This window comes from Rhodococcus sp. DK176 (genome assembly GCF_038447315.2).
GTDB lineage: Bacteria > Actinomycetota > Actinomycetes > Mycobacteriales > Mycobacteriaceae > Rhodococcus_F > Rhodococcus_F jostii_A.
Genome location: NZ_CP118321.2, coordinates 5,776,137 through 5,796,987 on the forward strand (window position 1 = coordinate 5,776,137; position 20,851 = coordinate 5,796,987).

The 20,851-nt window shown below is 67.3% G+C and carries 18 protein-coding genes; 15 read left to right on the forward strand and 3 right to left on the reverse strand.

Going from position 1 to position 20,851, the window contains the following annotated elements; genetic code table 11:
- Nucleotides 1-40: 40 nt before the first annotated feature.
- Nucleotides 41-1,006 carry an alpha/beta hydrolase gene (locus PSR88_RS27035; RefSeq protein ID WP_016883698.1) on the reverse strand — a complete coding sequence of 322 codons (966 nt, stop codon included), beginning with the start codon at nucleotides 1,004-1,006 and terminating at the stop codon, nucleotides 41-43.
- A gap of 158 nt (nucleotides 1,007-1,164) precedes the next feature.
- On the opposite strand from PSR88_RS27035, the gene PSR88_RS27040 reads away from it, so the two are divergent.
- Genes PSR88_RS27040 through PSR88_RS27050 form a run of 3 tightly spaced genes read left to right on the forward strand, consistent with a single transcriptional unit; the run spans nucleotide 1,165 to nucleotide 3,948 of the window.
- Complete coding sequence (locus PSR88_RS27040) at nucleotides 1,165-1,830, forward strand: hypothetical protein (protein WP_011597507.1); 666 nt, start codon at nucleotides 1,165-1,167, stop codon at nucleotides 1,828-1,830.
- Nucleotides 1,823-3,178: a glutamine synthetase family protein gene (locus tag PSR88_RS27045; protein WP_011597508.1), complete on the forward strand. Its 1,356-nt coding sequence runs from the start codon at nucleotides 1,823-1,825 to the stop codon at nucleotides 3,176-3,178. The genes PSR88_RS27040 and PSR88_RS27045 overlap by 8 nt, the downstream gene beginning before the upstream one ends.
- Entirely contained in the window at nucleotides 3,175-3,948 is a 774-nt protein-coding gene (locus PSR88_RS27050; RefSeq protein WP_016883697.1) for a gamma-glutamyl-gamma-aminobutyrate hydrolase family protein, read from the forward strand. The genes PSR88_RS27045 and PSR88_RS27050 overlap by 4 nt, the downstream gene beginning before the upstream one ends.
- A gap of 68 nt (nucleotides 3,949-4,016) precedes the next feature.
- On the opposite strand, the gene PSR88_RS27055 is transcribed toward PSR88_RS27050, so the two are convergent.
- Nucleotides 4,017-4,688: a TetR/AcrR family transcriptional regulator gene (locus PSR88_RS27055; RefSeq protein ID WP_016883696.1), complete on the reverse strand. Its 672-nt coding sequence runs from the start codon at nucleotides 4,686-4,688 to the stop codon at nucleotides 4,017-4,019.
- Nucleotides 4,689-4,934: 246 nt separating this feature from the next.
- Between PSR88_RS27055 and PSR88_RS27060 the strand changes: the two genes are divergently transcribed.
- Nucleotides 4,935-5,834 (forward strand): phytanoyl-CoA dioxygenase family protein, encoded by a 900-nt coding sequence (locus tag PSR88_RS27060; protein ID WP_016883695.1) that lies wholly within the window; start codon nucleotides 4,935-4,937, stop codon nucleotides 5,832-5,834.
- A gap of 19 nt (nucleotides 5,835-5,853) precedes the next feature.
- The gene (locus tag PSR88_RS27065) at nucleotides 5,854-7,323 is read left to right on the forward strand and encodes an MFS transporter (RefSeq protein WP_011597512.1); all 1,470 of its coding nucleotides are present in this window, start codon (nucleotides 5,854-5,856) and stop codon (nucleotides 7,321-7,323) included.
- Nucleotides 7,324-7,356: 33 nt separating this feature from the next.
- On the opposite strand, the gene PSR88_RS27070 is transcribed toward PSR88_RS27065, so the two are convergent.
- A complete protein-coding gene (locus PSR88_RS27070; RefSeq protein WP_011597513.1) occupies nucleotides 7,357-8,037 on the reverse strand; it encodes a TetR/AcrR family transcriptional regulator in 681 nt (226 codons plus the stop codon).
- Between the two features lie 308 nt (nucleotides 8,038-8,345).
- On the opposite strand from PSR88_RS27070, the gene PSR88_RS27075 reads away from it, so the two are divergent.
- From PSR88_RS27075 to PSR88_RS27120, 10 genes are all read left to right on the forward strand, one after another.
- Nucleotides 8,346-9,968, forward strand: coding sequence for a class I adenylate-forming enzyme family protein (locus PSR88_RS27075; RefSeq protein WP_016883693.1), 1,623 nt, complete (start codon nucleotides 8,346-8,348; stop codon nucleotides 9,966-9,968).
- A gap of 10 nt (nucleotides 9,969-9,978) precedes the next feature.
- A complete protein-coding gene (locus PSR88_RS27080; protein ID WP_016883692.1) occupies nucleotides 9,979-10,758 on the forward strand; it encodes an enoyl-CoA hydratase/isomerase family protein in 780 nt (259 codons plus the stop codon).
- A gap of 14 nt (nucleotides 10,759-10,772) precedes the next feature.
- Complete coding sequence (locus PSR88_RS27085) at nucleotides 10,773-11,867, forward strand: Zn-dependent alcohol dehydrogenase (RefSeq protein ID WP_029539551.1); 1,095 nt, start codon at nucleotides 10,773-10,775, stop codon at nucleotides 11,865-11,867.
- Between the two features lie 49 nt (nucleotides 11,868-11,916).
- Nucleotides 11,917-13,374, forward strand: a complete 1,458-nt coding sequence (locus PSR88_RS27090) for an aldehyde dehydrogenase family protein (protein WP_016883690.1) — start codon at nucleotides 11,917-11,919, stop codon at nucleotides 13,372-13,374.
- A gap of 110 nt (nucleotides 13,375-13,484) precedes the next feature.
- Nucleotides 13,485-15,149: a flavin-containing monooxygenase gene (locus PSR88_RS27095; RefSeq protein WP_016883689.1), complete on the forward strand. Its 1,665-nt coding sequence runs from the start codon at nucleotides 13,485-13,487 to the stop codon at nucleotides 15,147-15,149.
- A complete protein-coding gene (locus tag PSR88_RS27100) occupies nucleotides 15,146-15,520 on the forward strand; it encodes a hotdog domain-containing protein (protein ID WP_011597520.1) in 375 nt (124 codons plus the stop codon). The genes PSR88_RS27095 and PSR88_RS27100 overlap by 4 nt, the downstream gene beginning before the upstream one ends.
- 5 nt (nucleotides 15,521-15,525) lie before the next feature.
- Nucleotides 15,526-16,824 (forward strand): NAD(P)/FAD-dependent oxidoreductase, encoded by a 1,299-nt coding sequence (locus PSR88_RS27105; RefSeq protein WP_029539550.1) that lies wholly within the window; start codon nucleotides 15,526-15,528, stop codon nucleotides 16,822-16,824.
- A 77-nt stretch (nucleotides 16,825-16,901) separates the two neighbouring features.
- Nucleotides 16,902-17,591, forward strand: a complete 690-nt coding sequence (locus PSR88_RS27110) for a hypothetical protein (RefSeq protein ID WP_016883687.1) — start codon at nucleotides 16,902-16,904, stop codon at nucleotides 17,589-17,591.
- A 33-nt stretch (nucleotides 17,592-17,624) separates the two neighbouring features.
- The gene (locus PSR88_RS27115; protein WP_016883686.1) at nucleotides 17,625-19,010 is read left to right on the forward strand and encodes a flavin monoamine oxidase family protein; all 1,386 of its coding nucleotides are present in this window, start codon (nucleotides 17,625-17,627) and stop codon (nucleotides 19,008-19,010) included.
- Nucleotides 19,011-19,168: 158 nt separating this feature from the next.
- The gene (locus PSR88_RS27120) at nucleotides 19,169-20,761 is read left to right on the forward strand and encodes an AMP-binding protein (protein ID WP_029539549.1); all 1,593 of its coding nucleotides are present in this window, start codon (nucleotides 19,169-19,171) and stop codon (nucleotides 20,759-20,761) included.
- Nucleotides 20,762-20,851: the final 90 nt, after the last annotated feature.

Sequence of the window (20,851 nt, forward strand, 5' to 3'; positions counted from 1 at the left end):
ACCAAATGTTGTGATTTCGGCGGAACCGCAGGGTGTGAAATTATGCGCGCACGACCTCGCGCAAGTGCAGGCACACCTCGTCGATCGCTTGCTTGGCCTGCGCGAACGCGCCGATCTCGGTGACGAAGCCGTGGAAGACGCCGGCATACCTGGTCAGCGAGACGGGGACGCCGTCGCGCCGCAGCCGTGCCGCGTAGGCCTCGGCGTCGTCCCGGATCGGGTCGACCTCCGCGGTCAGGATCAGGGCAGGCGGCAGACCGCGCAGCGACTCGGCGCGCATCGGTGCGGCGAGATGGTCGCCGCCCGAGTGGTGCTCGCCGACGTATTGCTCCCAGAACCAGCGGGCGTCCGCGGCACTCAGGATCGGTGCGTCGGCGAATTCCGACCACGACGGCGCGGTGAATGTCTCGTCGACGGCGGGGTAGGCGAGTACTTGCGTCACAGGGAGGGTGCTGTGCTCGTCGCGTCGGTGCAGGCAGAGGGCGGCGGCGAGATTGCCGCCGGCGGAGTCGCCCCCGATCGCGATGCGTTCCGGATCGACACCGAACTCCGGTGCTGTTCGGGTCAGCCACGCGTAGGCGTCGAGGCAGTCTTCCAGTGCGGCCGGGTAGGGGTTTTCGGGAGCCAGGCGGTAGTCCAGTGACACGACCGTCCATCCGGATCCGGCGGCGATCGCGCGGCACAGCTCATCGGCCCCGTCCAGGGTCCCCAGGACGAAACCTCCGCCGTGCAGATAGACGAGGGCGGGCGCGTCACCGTCCGGTGCGGCACGGGTCGCGCCGTACAGGCGAGCCCGGATCGCGCCTGCGCGGGTTGGAATGGTCAGTTGTTCGACACGGTCGAGCGGCGTGATCGGCTCGGCGGTTGGGGTCGTGTTCAGGAGCGCCCGGGCCTGCTCCGGTCCCAGCTCCCGGATCGGTTTCGGCAGGGCGTGGGCGAGCATCCCGGCCGCGGCCTGTGCGTCGCCGTCGAGCAGATTCCACCAGGTGGGGACGTCGTCGTTCATCTCGGAAACCTCGCAAGTCATTGACAACAAGTGATCTGTGCCTCACTATCATAGTCACGCGACCAAGACGGTTGATCATAACGGTCGCATCACCAACTGGGATCCGCTGCTGACGGTCTACCGTGCACATGATCTCGTCGAATCGAAAGGACTGAAGGATGACCGAAACGACGATCGGCCACGCGACACGCGAGGCCGACGCGGTCGACGGGGTCGACATTCGGATCGAGGACGACGCGAGTCCGATCGTCCGGCTGATCGGACGCACGATCGCCAATTCCGTCCGCGCGAACCGTGCACATTCCGTCGTGGAGGGGGTGGAAGGCATTGTCGCGGTCCGCTCCCACGACACTCCGCAGGCTGCGACGATCAGCATCTCCAACGGTGTCGTCGCGGTGTCGAGCGGAGTGTTCACCTCACCCGACCTCACCCTGACCGTCGACCTGAACGGCCGGCTCGCCCAGGTTGGGGAGCCCGCGGGCGAGGGTGACCTCGCCGCCGCTGCGCTGGCGCTGTTGTCGCCGCCGCTGCCGGACTGGCAGGTCGCCGCGGAGACCTTCTGGGCCGCGGCCCGGTCGGTGCCGGGGATTCCCGACGTGCTCGTCGTAGTCGCGGACGGCCCCGACGGATTGGCCGAGCAGGTCGTCGGCGAGGGCGAGACCCACTATGTGATCGCCGGCCCCCCGGATCTGCTGGCCGGCATCTTCTCGGGCGCCGACGACCTGATCGCCGCCCTGTCCACCGGTCTGGTCGGCGTGCGCGGCACGCTCTCTCAGCTGTCGGTGCTCGTCGCCGCATCCTGGAAGGTTCGCTACGATGTCTGAAATCACCACCACCGCAACGGATCGCACCGCCGCCGTCCACACGGTCCGACTCGAGGCCACCAATCACGATGGCTCGTTCCTCGGCAAGAACGTGGCGCCCAAGAAGTTCGCCGCGAGCGCGGGCTCGGGTTTCGCGTTCGCCGATCTTCTGTTCGGCCTCGACCTGGGCAACGATCCGACCTTCGGATTCGCCTACCCCGAGTGGCGTGGGCACCTCGCCGACCTGCAGTTCCGGCCCGACATGTCAACGCTGGTGCAGTGGGAGCCCGGCCTGCAGTCCGTGATCGGTGACTACTGGCAGGCGGACGGCACCCCGGTCGGGACCTGTCCGCGGAACCTGGCCCGAAAGCTGGTCGACCGACTCGCAACACACGGCTTCACGGCCACCGTGGCGGTCGAGATCGAGGCGACCCTGTTCCAGGAGTCCATCCACGAGGCCAGGGCCAAGGGGTATCGCGACCTGACCCCGCTCGGCGGTTCCGCCGGAACCGCGTACCACCTCGCGAAGTCGAAGGACTGGATCGACTACATGTCGGCGGTCGCCCGCCGCCTCGACGAGATCGGCATCGAATGGGAGGCCTGGAGCGACGAGGACGCGGCCGGCCAGGTCGAACTCAATCTGGTTCCCGGCGATCCGATCTCGGTGTGCGACAACTGGGCTCGGACCCGCCAGGTGATGCGCGAGGTCGCTTTCGAACTCGGCCACACCGTCACCTTCATGGCCAAGCCGACCGCCGGGTACGGCCAGGCCTCACACGTCAACCTGTCTCTGCAGCGCGACGGGGTCAACAGTTTCTACGCCGCCGACGGCCCGTCGCCGACGATGCTGCATGCGGTCGGCGGACTCCTCGCGACGATGCGGGGCGCGACGTCGATCGTGTTGCCGCAGATCACCTCGTACCGCCGCCTGATCGACCTGAGCGGCCCTCCGACGACGGTCACGTGGGGCATCAGCAACAAGACCGCCGCGGTGCGTGCGGTGTGCGGGCACCCGGCCTACTCGCGCCTCGAGTACCGGGTTCCCGGTGCCGACGCGAACCTGTATCTCGCGGTGGCGACCATCCTCGCCGGGGTGATCGCCGGTCTCGACGGCGCGATCGAGCCACCCGAGCCGGTCACCGACATGGCGTGGTGTGTGCCCGACCTCGAGCGGTTGCCGGACACCATCACCAAGGCGGCCGATGCACTCGAGACGGACCTGATCCTGCGCGAACAACTCGGGGACGAGTTCGTCGACTACTGGGTCGGTACGCGGCGGTGGGAGTGGATGCAATTCCACACCACGGGCGGTGATCCGTTCGCCGAGCTCTCCGAATGGGAGTCGGCGCGGTACTTCGAGTTCCCGTGAGCGCGGGCAATTCGACGCCGGGCCTCCTCCGGCCGATGATCGGCATCACCGGACGACGGTTCCGGCTGGGACTGGTCGACGGTCTGGACAAGCGCTACGGTCACCTGCTCACCGACAGCTTCATGTCCGACTTCTCGCAGCGAATCGACAGGGCCGGTGGGGTTCCGGTGAACCTGCCCTACGATGCCGACCCGGAGGCGCTGTGCCACTGGCTGGCGGGTGTGGTCATCACCGGCGGCCAGGACGTTCATCCCGCGTACTGGGGTGGCGACCCGTCGGTGGTCCGGGACGTGGATCCGCGGGACGATCCGATGGTCCACGATCCGGATCGGGACGAGTTCGAGATCGCGCTCGTGCGTGCCGCCCTCGACCGGCACATCCCCGTGCTCGGAGTGTGCCGCGGCCTGCAGGTGATCAACGTCGCCCTGGGCGGCACGTTGATCGCCGACCTCCCGCCCGGTGCTGTCGAGCACCTGTCGGTGTCGCCCCCGCTCACCGACGGTGCCGACGACCACAAGGTGACGTTCGAGCCCGGTTCGATCGCGGAACGGCTGTTCGGCGCCGGCGTGGTGACCAACTCGTGGCACCACCAGGCGGTCGACCGCTGCGGTACCGGCCTCGTGGTCACGGGACGCGCGGCCGACGGCGTCGTCGAAGCGGTCGAGCTACCGGGTGCCGCGGTGCTCGGCGTCCAGTGGCATCCCGAGTGGATGGAACGTGACGACCCGGCGCTGAGCTGGATCGTCGCCGAAGGCAACCAGCGGATCTGACCTGGAAGAAACTGTCGGCCGCCACCAAAAGTGGCGGCCGACAGTTGTTTTTCGGCGTCAGCGCGGAATCACTGCACGCTCACCCAGGACGCGAGCGAGCGCGAGGTTTCCGCGGGGGAAACCGTCGAAGCTCCGCGCGCCGGTCGGGAGACATCGCCGAGGTTGGTGGCCATCCACGCGTCGAGCACGCCGACGGTGAGTTCGATCTGCGGCTCGGCCGCTGTGCGGTTGGTGAACACCAGCCAGTTGAGCGCGAATCCGTCGGACAGCACGGACATCATGTACGTCAGCTCGTCGATGATTGCCGCGTCCACCGGTCGGCCCGCAGCAGTCTCGAGGATCGCCCGCATGGTCGCGAAGGCTTCGTTGTACACCATCTCGGCCTGCCGGCCCTCCTGACGCTGGCCCCAGCTGATCAACTCGACGGTCGCCGCGCCGAACTCCGGATTCGCCACGTACCACTCCAGCAGGCCGCGCAACAGAGCACGGGCGGTGGTCGGCACGTCGCCGTGGACATCGTTGCGCGTCAGCACTTCTCGGTACAGTCCGGCGACGTGCTCGAAGACCGCCGCGAACAGCACCTCCTTGGAGGCGAAGCAGTAGTGCAGGGTGGCCAGTGGAGCGTTCGCCTCCTGCGCGATGCGACGGGTGGTGGCACCCTCCACCCCGTGGGCGGCGATCATGCGCACGGCCGCAGCCACCAGTTCGGCGCGACGTTCGGGGGCGGGAATGCGGGCCATGCGTTCCTCCTGTCGAAATTAAATCTGGACGAATGATCAAGTCAGTTCGCACGTTATCAGTCGGAACGGTCACCGGACTGCCATATCGCCGACAGGACTGTCGCGAGCTGCAGCGTGTATCGGTGAATACACAGTCATATGCCTTGATCGAATGACCTACTTGGCTTACGGTATGAGCCGGATCACATCGTCGGCTCGGCGCACATTTAATGCGACCGGCCCAAATTTCGAAGGAACAGACCCCGCATGACGACGAACGAACTGATGCGTCTCGGCCCCGACTCCACACCAGAAGCCGTGGTCGAGGTGATCATGCGAGACGGCGGCGTGATCATCGAAGGACTCTTCGACGAAGCCACCATCGAGGGACTCGAGAACGACTTGAACCCCGTGCTCGACCGAGTCGACACCGGCCACGACGAGCTGTTTGCCGGCAACAGAACCAAGCGCGCAGGCGGCTTGTTCGCGCGGACCGAGCACATGGCGACAATCGCGCTGAACCCGTTGTACCGAGGCGTCGCCGAGTGCATCCTCGACAAGCCGATCAACATCTTCTTCGGTGAAGAGTCGGTGCCGAACCCGGCAGGCATGCACGTCGGCGCGACGATGGCGATCAAGATCGGCCCAGGGCAGGGCTCGCAGCCGCTTCATCGCGACGACTCGGTGTGGTTGTGGCGGCACCCCACCTATCAGCGCGAAGCGCGGGTGCAGATCATGGTGGCGGTCAGCGACTTCACTGCCGAGAACGGCGGCACCCTGGTGATCCCGGGCTCGCACCTGTGGGACGACGAGCGCGCACCGCGCCGCGAGGAGGCGGTCCCGACGCAGATGAAGGCCGGGTCGGCGCTGATCTGGATCGGCTCCACCTATCACGGTGGTGGCGAGAACACCACCACGGACGAGTATCGCTTCGGTCTGTCGATGGGCTACGACCTCGCATTCCTGCGCCCTGAGGAGAACCCTTTCCTCACCTACACCCTCGACGAGGTCCGGTCGTTCCCGGAGGAGATCCGGCGAGCACTCGACTGGTCTTCGGAGCACTACGTCGGCTGGGTCGAGGTCGGGGGCCAGATGTCCGACCCCAGGGACCTGCTCACCCGTGACGACTACACCGCAATCGGTGCCGTGCTCCCGGCCCGCCCCTGATCACGAATCGGAGAAACACATGACTGAGATCCACCAGCACGCCGGACTCGCCGGCGAGCGGCCCGCTCGTCGTGCGCCGCACAAGGGAGTGCTCATCGGCGTCGCCACGCTGCTGATCGTCCTGACCAACGCCGTCATCTTCATCCTGCCGCCACTGTTGCCGACCATCCAGGCGCAGTACGGCCTTGCCACAGTGGCCGAGACTACGTGGCTCTACACCGCGCTGACCCTCGGTGGGGGAGCGGGCTTCATCTTGCTGCCGCGCCTCGCCGATCTGTACGGCGACCGAAACGCCTCGGTGGCGGCGTCGGCATTCCTCGCGGTCGGTGCGCTCGTTCCGGCTGTCGGCGACTCGTATCCGACCCTGCTGGTCGGCTGCACTCTCATGGGCTTCGGGGGTGCGGCGCAGCTGCTTCCGCTCGGTTTCCTGCGCCGCAATCTCGGTGAGGACGGCATCACCGTGGGTGTCGCGGTTCTGGTCATCGCCACCGGTGTCGGCATCGTCGTGGGCATGATCGGCGGCGGCTTCATCGTCGAGAGCCTGTCGCTACGGAGCTTCTTCGTCATCCTCACCGCAGTGTGCGCGGCCACGACCCTTGCGTGCCATGTCACGATCCCCCATGCCCCGCCTGCCGAGCGTGGCGGTCGCATCGCAGTACTCGGAACGGTGTGGATGATCGCGTGGGTCGCGGCGATCCTGCTGACTCTGACGCAAGGCCTCGTGTGGGGCGCCGCGGCGCTCGTTCCGTTGGTGGTCGGCATCGTCGGCGGCATCGCCTGGGTGCGCGTCGAGCGCCGGTCGACCGCGGCGGTGTTCGACGTCGCTCTGCTGAGGGCGCCTCTGGTCACCGCTTCGTGCCTGTGCATCGCACTGTTCGCTGCGGTGAACTCGGCCTTCCTGTTACTGCTCAGCACATACGCCCAGGTCATTCCCGGGGATCTTCGTCCCGACGACGCCTACGGGCTCGGGCTCAGCGCGCTGCAGACCGGATTGCTCATGGCACCGTTCGCGGCAGCGTTCCTGATCCGCGGGACCGTGCTCGACCGCGCTCTGATCAACGGCCGTGGTGTGCCCGTCTTCATTATCGGAGCGCTCATCAACGTCGCGGGGCTGGCCTGGCTCGCCCTGGCGCACGAGCAGCAGTGGCACTACCTCGTGGGGGCTGCCGTCATGGGTTTCGGGACCAGAATCGGTTACGCAGCGGGCTTCACCTTGGTGCAGCTGGCAGTGCCGGAGGAGAAGGCCGGGATGGCCGCCGGTATCGCCGGCACGGCCATGGCAGTGGGATTCGCCTTCGGCACCGCACTGGTCAGCGGCGACCTCAGCGCCTCCCTGGTTCCGGTGGTCGGCACCGGCCTCGAGGTCGCCGCTAAGGGCCTCTACGGCACCGGCTACTGGCTGTCGGGAGTCCTCGCCCTGCTCGTCGTGGTGACCGTGCTGATCTCACGCGCCCGGACCGGTCGACGCGTCGAAGCTGCCGCGTCCTGACTCAGATGGCCCTGACCGACGATCTCAGCTGCGTCATTCCACGCTCACCCAGGACACCAGTGAACGCAGGGCCTCTTCGGGTGAAGTCTTCGCGGCCGGAGTCGCCGGCCTCGGCACATCGCCGAGGTTGGCGGCCATCCACGCGTCGAGGACGCCGAGAACGAGCTCGATCTGCGACTCAGCGACTGTACGGTCGGTGAACACCAGCCAGTTGAGCGCGAATCCGTCAGACAGCGTGGACACGATGTATGTCAGTTCGTCGATCGTTTTCGGGTCGACCGACTGGCCTGCACCGGTCGCGGCGGCCTCGAGGATCCGCCGCATGGTCGCGAATGCCTCGTTGTACACCATCTCGGCCTGCTTGCCCTCCTGACGCTGGGCCCAGCTGATCAGCTCGACGATCGCCGCGCCGAAGTCCGGATTCGCCAGGTACCACTCCATCACGCCGCGCAACAGGGCGCGCGCGTTGGTCTCGACGTCTCCTTGGGAATCGTTGCGCACCAACACTTCTCGGTATTGTGCGGTGACGTGTTCGAATACCGCCGCGAACAGCACCTCCTTCGTGGCAAAGCAGTAGTGCAGCGTGGCCAGCGGAGCGTTCGCATCCTGCGCGATGCGGCGTGTGGTCGCGCCGTCCACCCCATGGGCGGCGATCATGCGCACGGCAGCCGCCACCAGTTCGGCGCGACGTTCGGCAGCGGGAATGCGGGCCATGCGTTTCTCCTGTCGAATCAGATGCGAACGACTGATCAAGTCACCGCAACGCTACCAGTCGGAGGTACGAGCGAGCCGGGCATGTGGTCGAGATCAGACCTCCGCGACTTGCAGCACCTAGCGCATTGTGATCATCTGCCTTGATCATTTGACTATGTTCTTCTAGGCTATGACCGGGCCCACACTCCGGCGCCCTCGGCGATCGGAGGGTTGCGGTCCACGAGTTCACCGCGGATGCGCCGTCACGACTCGAGATCGCGAGCTGCACCCGCATCGGCACCGCATCACACCCGACCCAGAGGATGACCATGACCGGAGTCGAAACAGTCCACCAGGAACGCGCGATCGCGCTCGATCGCATGGCTGTGGACCCGCCGATCGATACCCTCGTCGGCCTGCTGGCGATCCAGGCCCTCCGGTATCCCGACCGCGAGTTCCTCCGGTTCGAGGAAGGGGCGTGGACCTTCGGCGAGATCGACGACTGGACGTCGCGCCTGGCGCAGCGACTCGTCTCCGAGGACGGGGTCCGCGCGGGTGACCGGGTCGCGATCATGCTGCCCAACGTGGTGCAGTGGCCGATCGCCTGGCTCGCGATCCTCAAGGCCGGTGGCGTCGCGGTGCCGATCAATTCGTCATACCGGCGCGCAGACCTCGAATTCGTGCTGCGGGATTCCGGCGCCCGCGTGATGTTCACTGACGCCGAGCACGCCCCGCTCGTCGACGAGGTGCGCGCCGCGAACGGCGATCTGGCCGATGTCCGGATCGTCGACGCCGTCTCGCGCGACGAACTCGCGCAGTATCCGGCGGACAGGCCGGGGGTCGACATCTCCGGCGACACGCTCGCGAACCTCCAGTACACCTCGGGGACAACCGGGTTCCCGAAGGCGTGCATGTTGACCCACGACTATTGGGTCCGGCTGGGGTGGATCTGTGCGAGTGCGGCGGGTCTCGGGGCCGACGACGTGGCACTCACCTCGCAGCCGTTCTCGTACATGGACCCGCAGTGGAACACCTCGCTGTGTCTCACGATCGGCGCGCCGCTGGTGGTACTGCCCCGGTTCTCCGCCTCGGGTTTCATGGCGGACGTCCGCAAGCACCGCGCCACATTCTGCTACGTGCTCGGCTCGATGCCCACGCTGCTGTTCAAACAGGCGCCGAGCCCGCAGGACCGGGACAACGACCTGCGCGTGGTGCTGTGCTCGGCGATCCCCGTCGGGCTGCACGCGCAACTCGAACAGCGCTGGAGTGCACCGTGGCGGGAGATCTTCGGGATGACCGAAAGCGGAGTCGACCTGGTCAGCCACCCCGAGCACACGGCCGACGTCGGCAGCGGGCGGCTGGGGCAGCCGATTCCCACCAAGCAGGTCCGGGTGGTCGATCCGCAGGGTCGCGAGGTCGCCGACGGCGAACCCGGTGAACTGATCACCTCGGGCAGACCGATGATGCTCGGCTACTGGAACCGGCCGGAAGACACGGCGCAGGTCCTGCGCGACGGCTGGTTGCACACCGGCGATGTCGCGGTCCGCGAGGCGGGCAGCTACCGCCTGGTGGGCCGGATCAAGGACATGGTGCGCCGCGGCGGCGAGAACATCGCGAGCGCCGAGGTCGAACGCGTCCTCGAGCGCGACGACACCGTCGTCGCGGCGGCGGTGGTCGGCGTCCCGGACGAGCTGTTCGGCGAGGAGGTCAAGGCCTTTGTGCAGCTGGCCCCCGGCAGCCCGGAGAGTCGCGAGACCGCACAGCGAATCATCGACGGCGCGCGAACCCAGCTGGCGCGCTTCAAGGTTCCGCGCTACGTCGAGTTCGTCGCCGATTTCCCGCGGACCCCGTCGGAGCGGGTGTCCAAGCCGGCCCTGAAGGCGCGCTCCGCCGAACATCCGGGCATCACCTACGACCTGCAGCCGCCGCGCACCGTCGGCAGTGCCAACTGAGGAGCCAGACATGACCGAGAACTACCTGGACGTGCACATCGACCGCGACGTCGCCGTGCTCACGCTGAACCGCCCGGCGAAGCTGAACGTGATGGACGTGGCCGCCCGGGTGAGACTCGCGCAGACGATCCGCCGGTTCGGGACGGGTGACGTCGTCCGTGGGATCGTGCTGACAGGTGCCGGGCGGGCCTTCTCCGCCGGTGAGGACCTGCAGTCGGTGCCGGCCAGCTACAACGAGATTCACGAGGCCTTCGCGACCTTCCACGACATCACCCGGGCGATTCTCGAGACGAAAGTCCCCGTGATCGCGGCCGTGAACGGGATCGCGGTCGGCGGCGCCTCGGAGATCACGCTGTGCTGCGACTCCCGGATCGGCACCCCCGCCGCCGAGTACTACCAGCCGGAGAACCACCGCGGGATCATCATCTCGAACGCCTCGAGCTTCCTCATGGGCCGCCTGGTGCGCAACCACGCGATGCGAATCATCCTCGGCTCTCAGCGAATCGACGCGGAAGAGGCACTGCGGATCGGGCTGCTCGACGAGATCGTGGCCCCACAGACACTGGTGGACCGCGCGGTCGAGGTGATCAGACAGTGGAACTCCGACCCTCGTATCACCGCACTGCACCTGGGTCTGCTGCGACCGCGCCCCGAAGAGATCGAGGCCGCGTTCGTCCGCGAGGACGACGCCGCCCGCCAGTCGTGGGAGTCCGGCGCCTTCACCGAGGGCATCGAGGGTTTCTGGGCATCGAAGAACGCGACGCCGACGGCGCCCGCGCAAAGCAATTGAGATCGGAGACAATGATGATCACCACCGAGGCAGCACTTCTCACCGCGTTGAACGAACCGCTGGAGTTCACCGAGATTCAGGTCGACGACCCGGAGCCGAACGAGGTCCGCGTCGCGGTTTCCAATGTGGGCCTGTGTCACAGCGACCTGCACTACATGACCGGCACCGTGGGCGCCGACCTGCCCGTGGTGGTCGGGCACGAAGTGGCGGGCATCGTCGAATCGGTCGGCTCCGCGGTGACCTCGCTGCGGCCGGGCGACCGCGTCGTCGGCGCCCTCACACCCTCGTGCGGATTGTGCCGCAACTGCCAGGCCGGGCACTCGACGCAATGCCAGCGCGTCTCGCAGATCCGGCAGCGCCCCCGCCCCGCTTTCCAACTGCCGGGCGGCCAGGCCGTCGAACGGCTCGCCGACATCGGCGCATTCTCCCGTCACACCCTGATGCGGGAAAACTCGCTGGTCACGGTGCCCGACGAGGTGGGACTGCACGTCGGGTGCCTGCTGTCGTGCTGCATCGTCACCGGCGTCGGCGCCGTGTTCCGCGGCGCGCAGGTCCGCCCCGGCGCCACCGTGGCCGTGATCGGTTGCGGCGGTGTCGGATCGGCGATCATCCAGGGCGCGCGGCTCGCCGGCGCCTCGGCGATCGTCGCCGTGGATCTCGACGACGCCCGGCTCGCGGCGGCGCGGACGTACGGTGCCACGCACGTCGTGAACGGCGCGGCCGACGTCCCGGCCGAAATCAGGAACGTGCTCGGCGACGGCGTCGACTACTCCTTCGAGGCCGTCGGCAACGCGCGCACCGCCGCCACCGCGCTGGCGGTCCTGCGCGCTACGGGCACCGCATGCCTGGTCGGCATCGCACCCGACGGCACCGACCTCACCCTCCCCGCATCGGACTTCTTCTTCGGCGAAAAGCGCCTCATCGGCTCCTACATGGGCTCGGGGCAAGCGCACGAGGACATCACCCAATTCGCGCGGCTCTACCTGCAGGGCCGCCTGCTGCTCGACGAGATGGTCAGCGACGTGATCCCGTTCGGCGAGATCAACAAGGGCTTCGAGGCGATGAAGTCGGGCGAGGTGACCCGCATCGTCGCCGACCTCACCGCGTGATCACACCCGACTCCATCCACACCTGAAAGCCCATCGAAGGAGGCCGCAGATGTCGAACCCGCAAATGCCCCAACCGGTCAATTACATCGCCGACGAGTGGTCCGAGTGCCGCACGATCCCGGACGCGTGGAATCTCGACCCCAACACCGGCCGGCCCGTCCACCGCGCCGTCACCACCGGTCCGGAGGACGTGGAGCGCGCACTGCGCCATGCCGAGAGGTCCTACGGCTTCGAACGCTGGGATGACGCGGCGAGCGAGGAACGCGCGGCGGTCATCGAGCGGGCGGCCGACATCGTCGAGGCGCGGATCGAGGACATCGCGCGGACCGACGCCCTCACCAGCGGTGTTCCGATCGGGAAAGCTCGGATGGTCGCGCAGTTCCTCCCGCACCGGATCCGCTCGTCCGCTGCGGATCTGCGCGCCACCCCGCGTCGTACGGCGCTGGAGGCCGGCGGCCGCGACGTGCGGCTCTACAAGGTCCCGTGGGGCCCCGCCGCCATCCTCACGCCGTGGAACGGGCCCAGTTTCATCCCCGCCGCGAAGATGGTGAGCGCCCTCGCCGCCGGCTGCCCCGTCATCCTCAAACCGTCGGAGCACGCGCCGAGCAGCGCCCAGATCATCGTCGAGTGCTTCGTCAAGGCCGGGCTGCCCGACGGTGCGCTGCAGCTCGTCCACGGCGCGGGCGACGTGGGCGCCGCGATCACCGGCGATCACCGCGTGAAGATCGTCTCGTTCACCGGCGGCCCGACCGCCGGCCGTGCAATCGCCCGCGCCGCCGCCGAGGACTTCAAGGTCCTCCAGCTCGAGCTCGGCGGCAACAACCCGGCCCTCGTGCTGGACGACGCCGACATCGACGTCGCCGCCGACGGGATCCTCGAGGGGATGACGAAGCTCAACGGTCAATGGTGTGAGGGCCCCGGAAAGGTGCTGGCGCACAAGAGCCTCGTCGAGCCGCTGCTCGACGCGCTGCTCGATCGCATCTCCCGCATCGACATCGGGCACTCACTCGACGAGAACACCCACCTGGGCCCGATCTCGAACGCCCCGCATTTCGCCACGCTGCAGAGCCGGATCGATGAGCTGCGGGCCCACGGCGCGACGATCCATCAACCAGCACAGCTGCCCGCCCTCGACGGGTTCTTCCTTTCCCCGACAGTCGCTTCGGGAGCCGACGCATCCGTGGCGACCGCCGAGCTGTTCGGGCCGCTCATCAGCCTGCACGCCGTGGAGTCCGATAAGGACGCTCTGCGCGTTGCCAACGCCAACCCGTCGGGTCTGGACGCGTACGTCTTCGGCGGCGACCTGGACCGCGCCATCGAGGTCGGATCCCGGGTGCTGTCGGGCGAGGTGCGCGTCAACGGTGCCAAGGTCGCCGATCTCGCCGACGGTTCGGCGCAAAGTTTCTGGGGCACTTCCGGAATCGGCGGTCACGCCCCCGGCGAGTCCGTGCGCGTGTTCTGCGGCGACCGGGTGGTCGGCGTCGATTCACCCGACCTTCCGATGTAAGAACCGGACTACTTTCGACTCAACCCTTGACTGTGACCGGTACCACTGGTCTACTGAACACAGTCAATTGATCCAGTCATATGACTACTTCAATGAAAGCGGCAAACCCCATGAACTTCCCCTCCACCTCGGATACCGGGATCGTCGACGTCCTCGGCGTCGGCGCCGGTTTTTCCGGCCTCTACCTCTCACACCGGCTCACCACCGCCGGGTGGACCTTTGCGGGATTCGAGGCCGGACCCAGCGTCGGCGGCACCTGGTTCTGGAACACCTATCCGGGCGCGCGCTGCGACGTCGAGAGCATCTACTACTCGTACTCGTTCGACGAGGCCCTCCAGCAGGAGTGGACGTGGAGCCAGCGATTCGCGCCGCAGGCCGAGATCCTCAGCTACATCAACCACGTCGCCGACCGCTTCGACCTGCGCAAGCATTTCACGTTCAATACCCGCGTCGTCGGTGCGACGTGGAATGCGGCCGAGCGGCTGTGGGAGGTGCAGCTGGACAACGGCGAGACGCGCCGCGGCCGCTACCTGATCTCGGGCGCCGGCGGCCTGTCCACCCCGAAGGACTTCGACGTGCCGGGCCTGGGGAACTTCACCGGACTCCAGGTGTCGACCAGCCGGTGGAACATTTCGCTCGACGACATCGCCGGCAAGCGCGTCGCCGTGATCGGCACCGGATCGTCGGGTGTGCAGGCGATCCCACTGATCGCGGAGGTTGCCGAGCACGTCACGGTGTTCCAGCGCACTCCGAACTACGTGATGCCCGCGCGCAACGCCGAACTTCCCCTGGAACGGGTCGATTCCATCAAGGACGACTACCCGGCGATCCGTGAGGAGTGCCGGCACTCACCCGGCGGCATCCCCGACCGCCCCGTGACCGACAAGGCCTTCGACGTGTCGGCCGAGGAACGGCAGCGGCGCTACGAAGCGGCTTACGAACGAAGTGGCTTCAACGGCGTCGGCGGCGAGTTCGCCGACCTGCTCACCGACGTCGAGGCGAACCGAACCGCGTCGGAATTCATCCACGACAAGATCCGCGAGATCGTCGAGGATCCGGCCACCGCCGAGCTGCTGGTACCCAGGTACCACCCTCTGGGCGCCAAGCGCAGCGTCTTCGGTACCGACTACTACGAGACCTACAACCGGCCGAACGTGTCGTTGGTGTCGCTGCGTGACGAACCGATCGAGACGATGACCGCGAACGCGATCGTCACCTCGAAGGGCACCTACGAGGCGGACGCCGTGGTGCTCGCCATCGGGTTCGACGCCTTTACCGGCCCGCTGTACGGGCTGGGTCTCACCGGCGCGTCCGGCAGGAAACTGCAGGAGACCTGGCAGGACGGTATCCGCACGTACCTCGGGATGATGACCACGGACTTCCCCAACTTCTTCATGGTCGCCGGCCCACAGAGCCCCGCGCTCGCCAGCAACGTGGTGATGACCATCGAGCAGGCGGTCGACTGGATCGCCGATCTCATCGAGCACGCCCGCGACTCCGGGGCGACGCTCGTCGAGGCCACTCCCGAGGGTCAGAACGACTGGGTGGACATCACGGAGGAGACCGTCGCCCAGACGCTGTACGCCACCACCGACTCCTGGTACCGAGGCTCCAACGTCGAGGGCAAGCCCAACACCTTCATGGGCTATGTCGGCGGTGTGGGCAAGTACCGCCGGATGTGCACCGAGATCGCCAAGCGCGGCTACCCAGGTGTCCGGATCGACGGCGAAACAGAGTCCCCCCACCTCGGCCCCATCCACCGGGAGATCTCGTGAGCACGGCAGTCCACCGGCGCTACGTCGCTTTCTCCGACGCGCATTACGCGGGCAATCTGGTCGACGGTGCATTCGCCCTGAAGCTCTTCGGCGACGTCGGCACGAACCTGTCGATCGAGACCGATGGCCACGAGGGGTTGTTCGCCGGCTACTCGTCCGTCGAGTTCCTCGCCCCGGTCCGCGGCGGCGACGTCGTGGAGGCCGAGGCCCGGCTGGTGAAAAAAGGAAACCGCAGCCGCACGGTCGACTTCGAGCTCCGGGTGATCTGCCGCGGCTCCGACGACACCGGCCGCTCACAGGTCCTGGAGTCGCCGATGGTCGCGGTGCGCGCTCGCGGCACCGCGGTCATCCCTGCAAGCGAGACGGAGTGACGACGATGAAGCTGATTCACGACACAGGTTGGGCCACATCGCCCGCCGCGGTCGAACCGTCCCTGACCGGAGACATCGACTGCGACGTGGTCGTGATCGGCGGCGGCGGAGGCGGCATGTCGGCCGCACTCCGACTCGCCGAGAAGGGCGTCGACGTGGTGCTCCTGGAGGCGCAGACCCTCGGTTGGGGCGCCACCTCCCGCAATGCGGGATACATCACGAACTCGATCGCCGCCGATCCGGAACTGCTGGGTTTTCTGCTGAAGCGCGAGCGGCTGCGGAACCTGTACCGGTACGCCGAGAACGCGGTGCACTTCGCCGAGGACGCCATCGCTCACCACGACATCCAGTGCAGCTACCGGCAGGCCGGAATCGTGATGGCCGCCGTGTCCAAGGGGCAGCTGCGGCACGCGCGCCGCAATGCCAAGGTCATGGCCGAGGCCGGATCGTCGGCCGAATTCGTCGAGGGCCGGGAGGCGGGCCTCCCGGACGGCTTCCTCGGCGGAGTGCGGGAGGGTGTCGGGGGCACGCTCAACCCGGGTGAGTTCGCCCTCGGCCTGCGGGCAGCGACGATCGCGTCCGGCGCGCGCGTCTACGAACACACTCCGGCGCGCGACGTCACCGACTCCGGCGGCGGGGTCACGGTCGAAACACCGCACGGGCGGGTCCGGGCACGCAAGGCGCTGCTGACCACCAACGCCCACACCACCGGTCTGTCCATCGCGCCGAAGAACCTCGCTACCCCGGTGTGGACGTCCCTGGTCGAGACCGAACCCGTCGCACCCGAGCGACTCGACGAGATCGGCTGGACCAGCCGCGCCCCGATGGTCACGCTGCACATGATCATCGAGAACTACCGCGTCACCCCGCGGGGCACCATCGTGTTCGGCACCCGCCGCGTGCAGACCGGGCGAAACCCACTTCCGGACCGCACCCCGGCGCAAAACGTCGCCGACGACCTCGTCCGCGGATTCCGCGAGCGCTTCCCGGGCCTGCGCGACATCGAGCCGCAGCAGGCGTGGGGCGGCTGGATCGGCATGAGTTCCACGTGGCTCCCCGTCGCCGGTGAGGCGTCCGACAACGTGCTGTACTCGCTCGCCTGTAACGGCCACGGCTTCGCCCAGGCGCAGTACGTGGGCCACCTGCTGGCGGACCGAATCGACGGGGCGCCACTGCACGAAGACCTGTCGGCGATTTGGAACGGCCGAAAGCGCTTCTGGCCCAGCCTTGTCAGCGGCCCTGCGCTGCACGCGACCTGGCTCGCCGACCGCGCCTCCGACCGCCTGGCAGCCCTCACGAAATAGCCATCGCCACCGACCCGGCTGCTCGAATTCTTCGCCGTCCGTCCGGTCGGCTGATGTCACCATCCAAGGAGAAAATCATGTCCATCCGAGAACTGCTCTTCGCGGTCGCGGACATCTGGATGATCGCCGTCGGATTCACGTACGGGATCAAGTTCATCCGGATCTACAAGAACTACCTGCTCGGCATCGAGTGGATGATCGTCGCGACGTCGGGTTCGAACTTCCTGGTCTACGGCCTCATCAAGGCCGGTCACGACAGCCCGATGTATGCCTTCGCCTACTTCCTCGATGCCTTCTCCCGGTCCGTCGGCATCACGCTGATCCTGGTCCTCGGACTGATGAAGGTCACCCACCGGTACAAGCCGTCCGTGGCGGTGGACATCGGCGCTTTCGCCCTCGCGGCCGTGGTGGGCTTCCTCCTCAGTCAGTTCGCCGAGGCGATCGGAACCCCCGGCAAGATCTTCTACGTCGTGGTCAACGTGCTCACCACGATCTTCCTGATCTACTTCGTCAAGCGCCTGTGGGGAATCGGCGAGCGCGGGCACGCTGTCTGGGCCGCGGTTGCCACGGCCTGCGGATTCGTCATCGCCGCGACCTACGACTTCGTCCACATCCCGGGTGACGACGCGGAGCACACGATCTTCTACATCTTCGCGCTGTCCACGTGGGGCCTGCAGATGTTCGCGTACTTCCGCGCCTACCGGGCGTTCGATGCCCACAACAAGCGCGTGGACGCTCAGGCGGTCCGCGCTGCAGCTGCGGCGTGATCCGCACCAGCTCCCGAAAGTCAGGAACCGAGAATGACAACGCACGAAGTGCACGAAGAGACCACCGAAGTAGTCGTCGTGGGCGCCGGAATGGCCGGGCTGACGGCAGCAACCACGCTGGCGGCGGAGACCGACGTAGTCGTTCTCGAATCCACCGACCGCGTGGGCGGACGAGTCGAGACCGTCAGGAAGGGCGACTACTGGATCAACGTCGGTACCCAGTTCACCGAGGGCACCGGCACGCTGATCGATGCCCTCGACCGGCACGGCATCGAGATGGGTTCGCTCGCAGGCAAGAGCGTCGCGCTGTACCTGAACGGCGGGGTGATCGACACCTCGAATCCGGTCGCGCTCATGTTCCGCACGCGGATGACCATGCTGGACCGACTCGGCATGGCCCTCGTCGGTGCACGCATCCTCGCGGCCATGCCGTTCCTGGAGTCGCAGAGCCGTATCGCACAGCGGGTTCGCGCCAACCTCGACACCAAGCTGGCGTCGTACCTCCTGAAGGGCGTCCGGTCGAAGCTGGCCGCCGATGTCGTCCGGTCGTGGTCGGCGCAGTGGATGGGATGCGAGGTGGAGGAGACGGCCGCCACCCAGTTCGTCACGTCCGTCGGCCTCGCGTTGGCCGACCCGGAGAAGATCCCGAACTTCTCGCTGCCGGTGGGTGGCAATCAGACGTTGACCGACGTGCTGACGGAAGATCTCGGTGGCCGGATCCGGCTGAACTCGGTGGTGCGCTCGGTGCGGCAGGACGGTGACGGCGTGGTCGTCGACTATCACGACGGTGACCGACCGGTGCGGCTGCGGGCAAAGCGCGCGATCGTGACCGCACCCGCCGATGTCGCCGAGCGAATCATCCCAGACCTCCCGCAGCAACACCGGAATGCTTTCAACGACATCACCTACGGCCGGTACGTGATCGTCGGATTCTTCACCGACGAAGTCGGGCCGCAACGCTGGGACGACTACTTCGCTGTCTCGACGCCGCAACTGTCGTTCCAGGCGATGTTCAACCACGCCGCGGCGATGCGGAACGGCGACGACCGTAAGCCGGGTGGAGCGCTGGCCTGTTTCGCCGGCGGTGCTCACGCCGACGCGTTGTTCGACCTCCCCGACGAGGAGATCGTGTCGCGATACCAGCAGGACCTGCTCGCAGTGTTCCCCGAGCTGGAAGGGAAACTGGGCGAGGGCATCGTGCGGCGGCATCGTCGGGTCGTGCCCTTCTGGGCGCCCGGGCGAAGGAACTCGCTTCCGACGTTGCGTGATCCGCTCGGAACCATCCACCTCGCCGGCGACTACCAGCTCGATCTGCCGTCGCTCGCCGACGCAGCGACGTCGGGCGAGCGAGCGGCGAAGGCCGTACTGGCGAGCCTGAGCCAGGCCGCGAGAGAGAAGGACTCGGCAATCAGAGTTTGAGCAGTCGCTTCGCCAGCTTGCCGGAGCGCGGGGTAGTTGCCGCGTAGTCCGGGCACGCCCTCAGCCGAACAACTCGGGGTCGACGCATTCGAGTGCGCCCGGCATTCGGCCACGAGACCAATTCACCACTGCTGCAACACTTCGAGGGAGAGGCCCCAGTGAGCTTCAAGAGCCCGTTTCCGGACGTCGAGATTCCGAACCTCAGTGTCTACGATTTCCTCTTCGGCCAGGTCGACCCGGCCGACCTGGACCGGCCCGCGCTGATCGACGGTGCCTCCGGCGCGGTCACCACCTACCAGTCGCTGGTCGCCCAGATCAACGGGGTGGCCGGGGCGCTGGCCGCGCGCGGTCTCGCCGTCGGCGAGGTGGTGGGTCTGCACTCGCCGAACGTTCCCGCGTTCGCGTCGGTGTTCCACGGGATCCTGCGGGCCGGTGGTGTCGCGACCACCATCAACGCCCTCTACACCGCGGAGGACATCGCCAAGCAGCTCACCGACTCGAAGGCGAAGTTCCTGTTCACCGTCTCCCCGCTGCTGCCGCAGGCCAAGGCCGCGGCCGCGAAGGTCGGGATCCCGGTAGCGAACGTGATCGTCCTCGACGGCGCCGACGGGCACCCGTCACTGACCGATCTGCTGGCCGAGCGCGCCCCCGCCCCGGAGGTGTCGTTCGATCCGGCCACCCAGCTGGCGGTGCTGCCGTACTCGTCCGGGACCACCGGCCGGCCGAAGGGGGTGATGCTCACGCACCGCAACCTGGTGGCGAATGTGTGTCAGATCAACCCGCGGATGGGCATCGGCGCCGACGACAAGCTCCTCGCGGTGCTGCCGTTCTTCCACATCTACGGCATGACGGTGCTGCTCAATGCGGCCCTGTACAACCGGGCGAGCTTGGTCACGATGCCGAAGTTCGACCTCGTCGAATTCCTGTCGATCGTCTCCGGCCAGAAGTGCACGTATGTGTTCATCGCCCCGCCGGTCGCGGTGGCGTTGGCCAAGCATCCGCTGGTCGACGATTACGACCTGTCGAGTGTGCATTCGATCTTCTCCGGCGCCGCCCCGCTGGATCAGGAGCTGGGCAAGGCCGTCGCGAACCGGCTCGGCTGCCGGGTGCGGCAGGGCTACGGGATGTCGGAGATGAGCCCGGTCTCGCATGCGATTCCGTTCGACCGTGACGACATCGCCCTGGATTCGGTGGGTCCGTCGATCGCGAACATGGAATGCAAGCTGGTCGACCCGGGCACCGGCGAGGAGGTCGCCTACCCGGCCGACGGGGTCAGCGCACCGGGTGAGTTGTGGTGCAAGGGCCCGAACATCATGGCCGGGTACCTGGGCAACGACGAGGCCACCGCGGAGACCCTGGATGCGGACGGGTACCTGCACACCGGCGACATCGCGACCGTCGATTCCGAGGGGGTGGTGACGATCGTGGACCGGATGAAGGAGCTGATCAAGTACAAGGGCTACCAGGTGCCGCCCGCCGAGCTGGAGGCATTGTTGTTGACGCACCCGCAGATCGCCGACGCCGCCGTCATCGGGGTTCTCGACGACGAGGGCGAGGAGGTGCCGAAGGCGTTCGTCGTCCGCCAGCCCGGTGCCGAATTGGACGAGGCCGCGGTCATCGCGTTCGTCGCCGAGCGGGTGTCGCCGCACAAGAAGGTCCGCAAGGTCGAGTTCATCGACCTGGTGCCGAAGTCCGCCGCGGGCAAGATCCTCCGCAAGGACCTACGCGCCGCCGAAACTGCTGGGAGGTAGGGCCCTCCGACAAGGCACACATCGAACCGACCACTACCGCCACCCTCATCGACGGTGTCCTGCAGCTGCCCATCTCCATGGCGGCCGCAG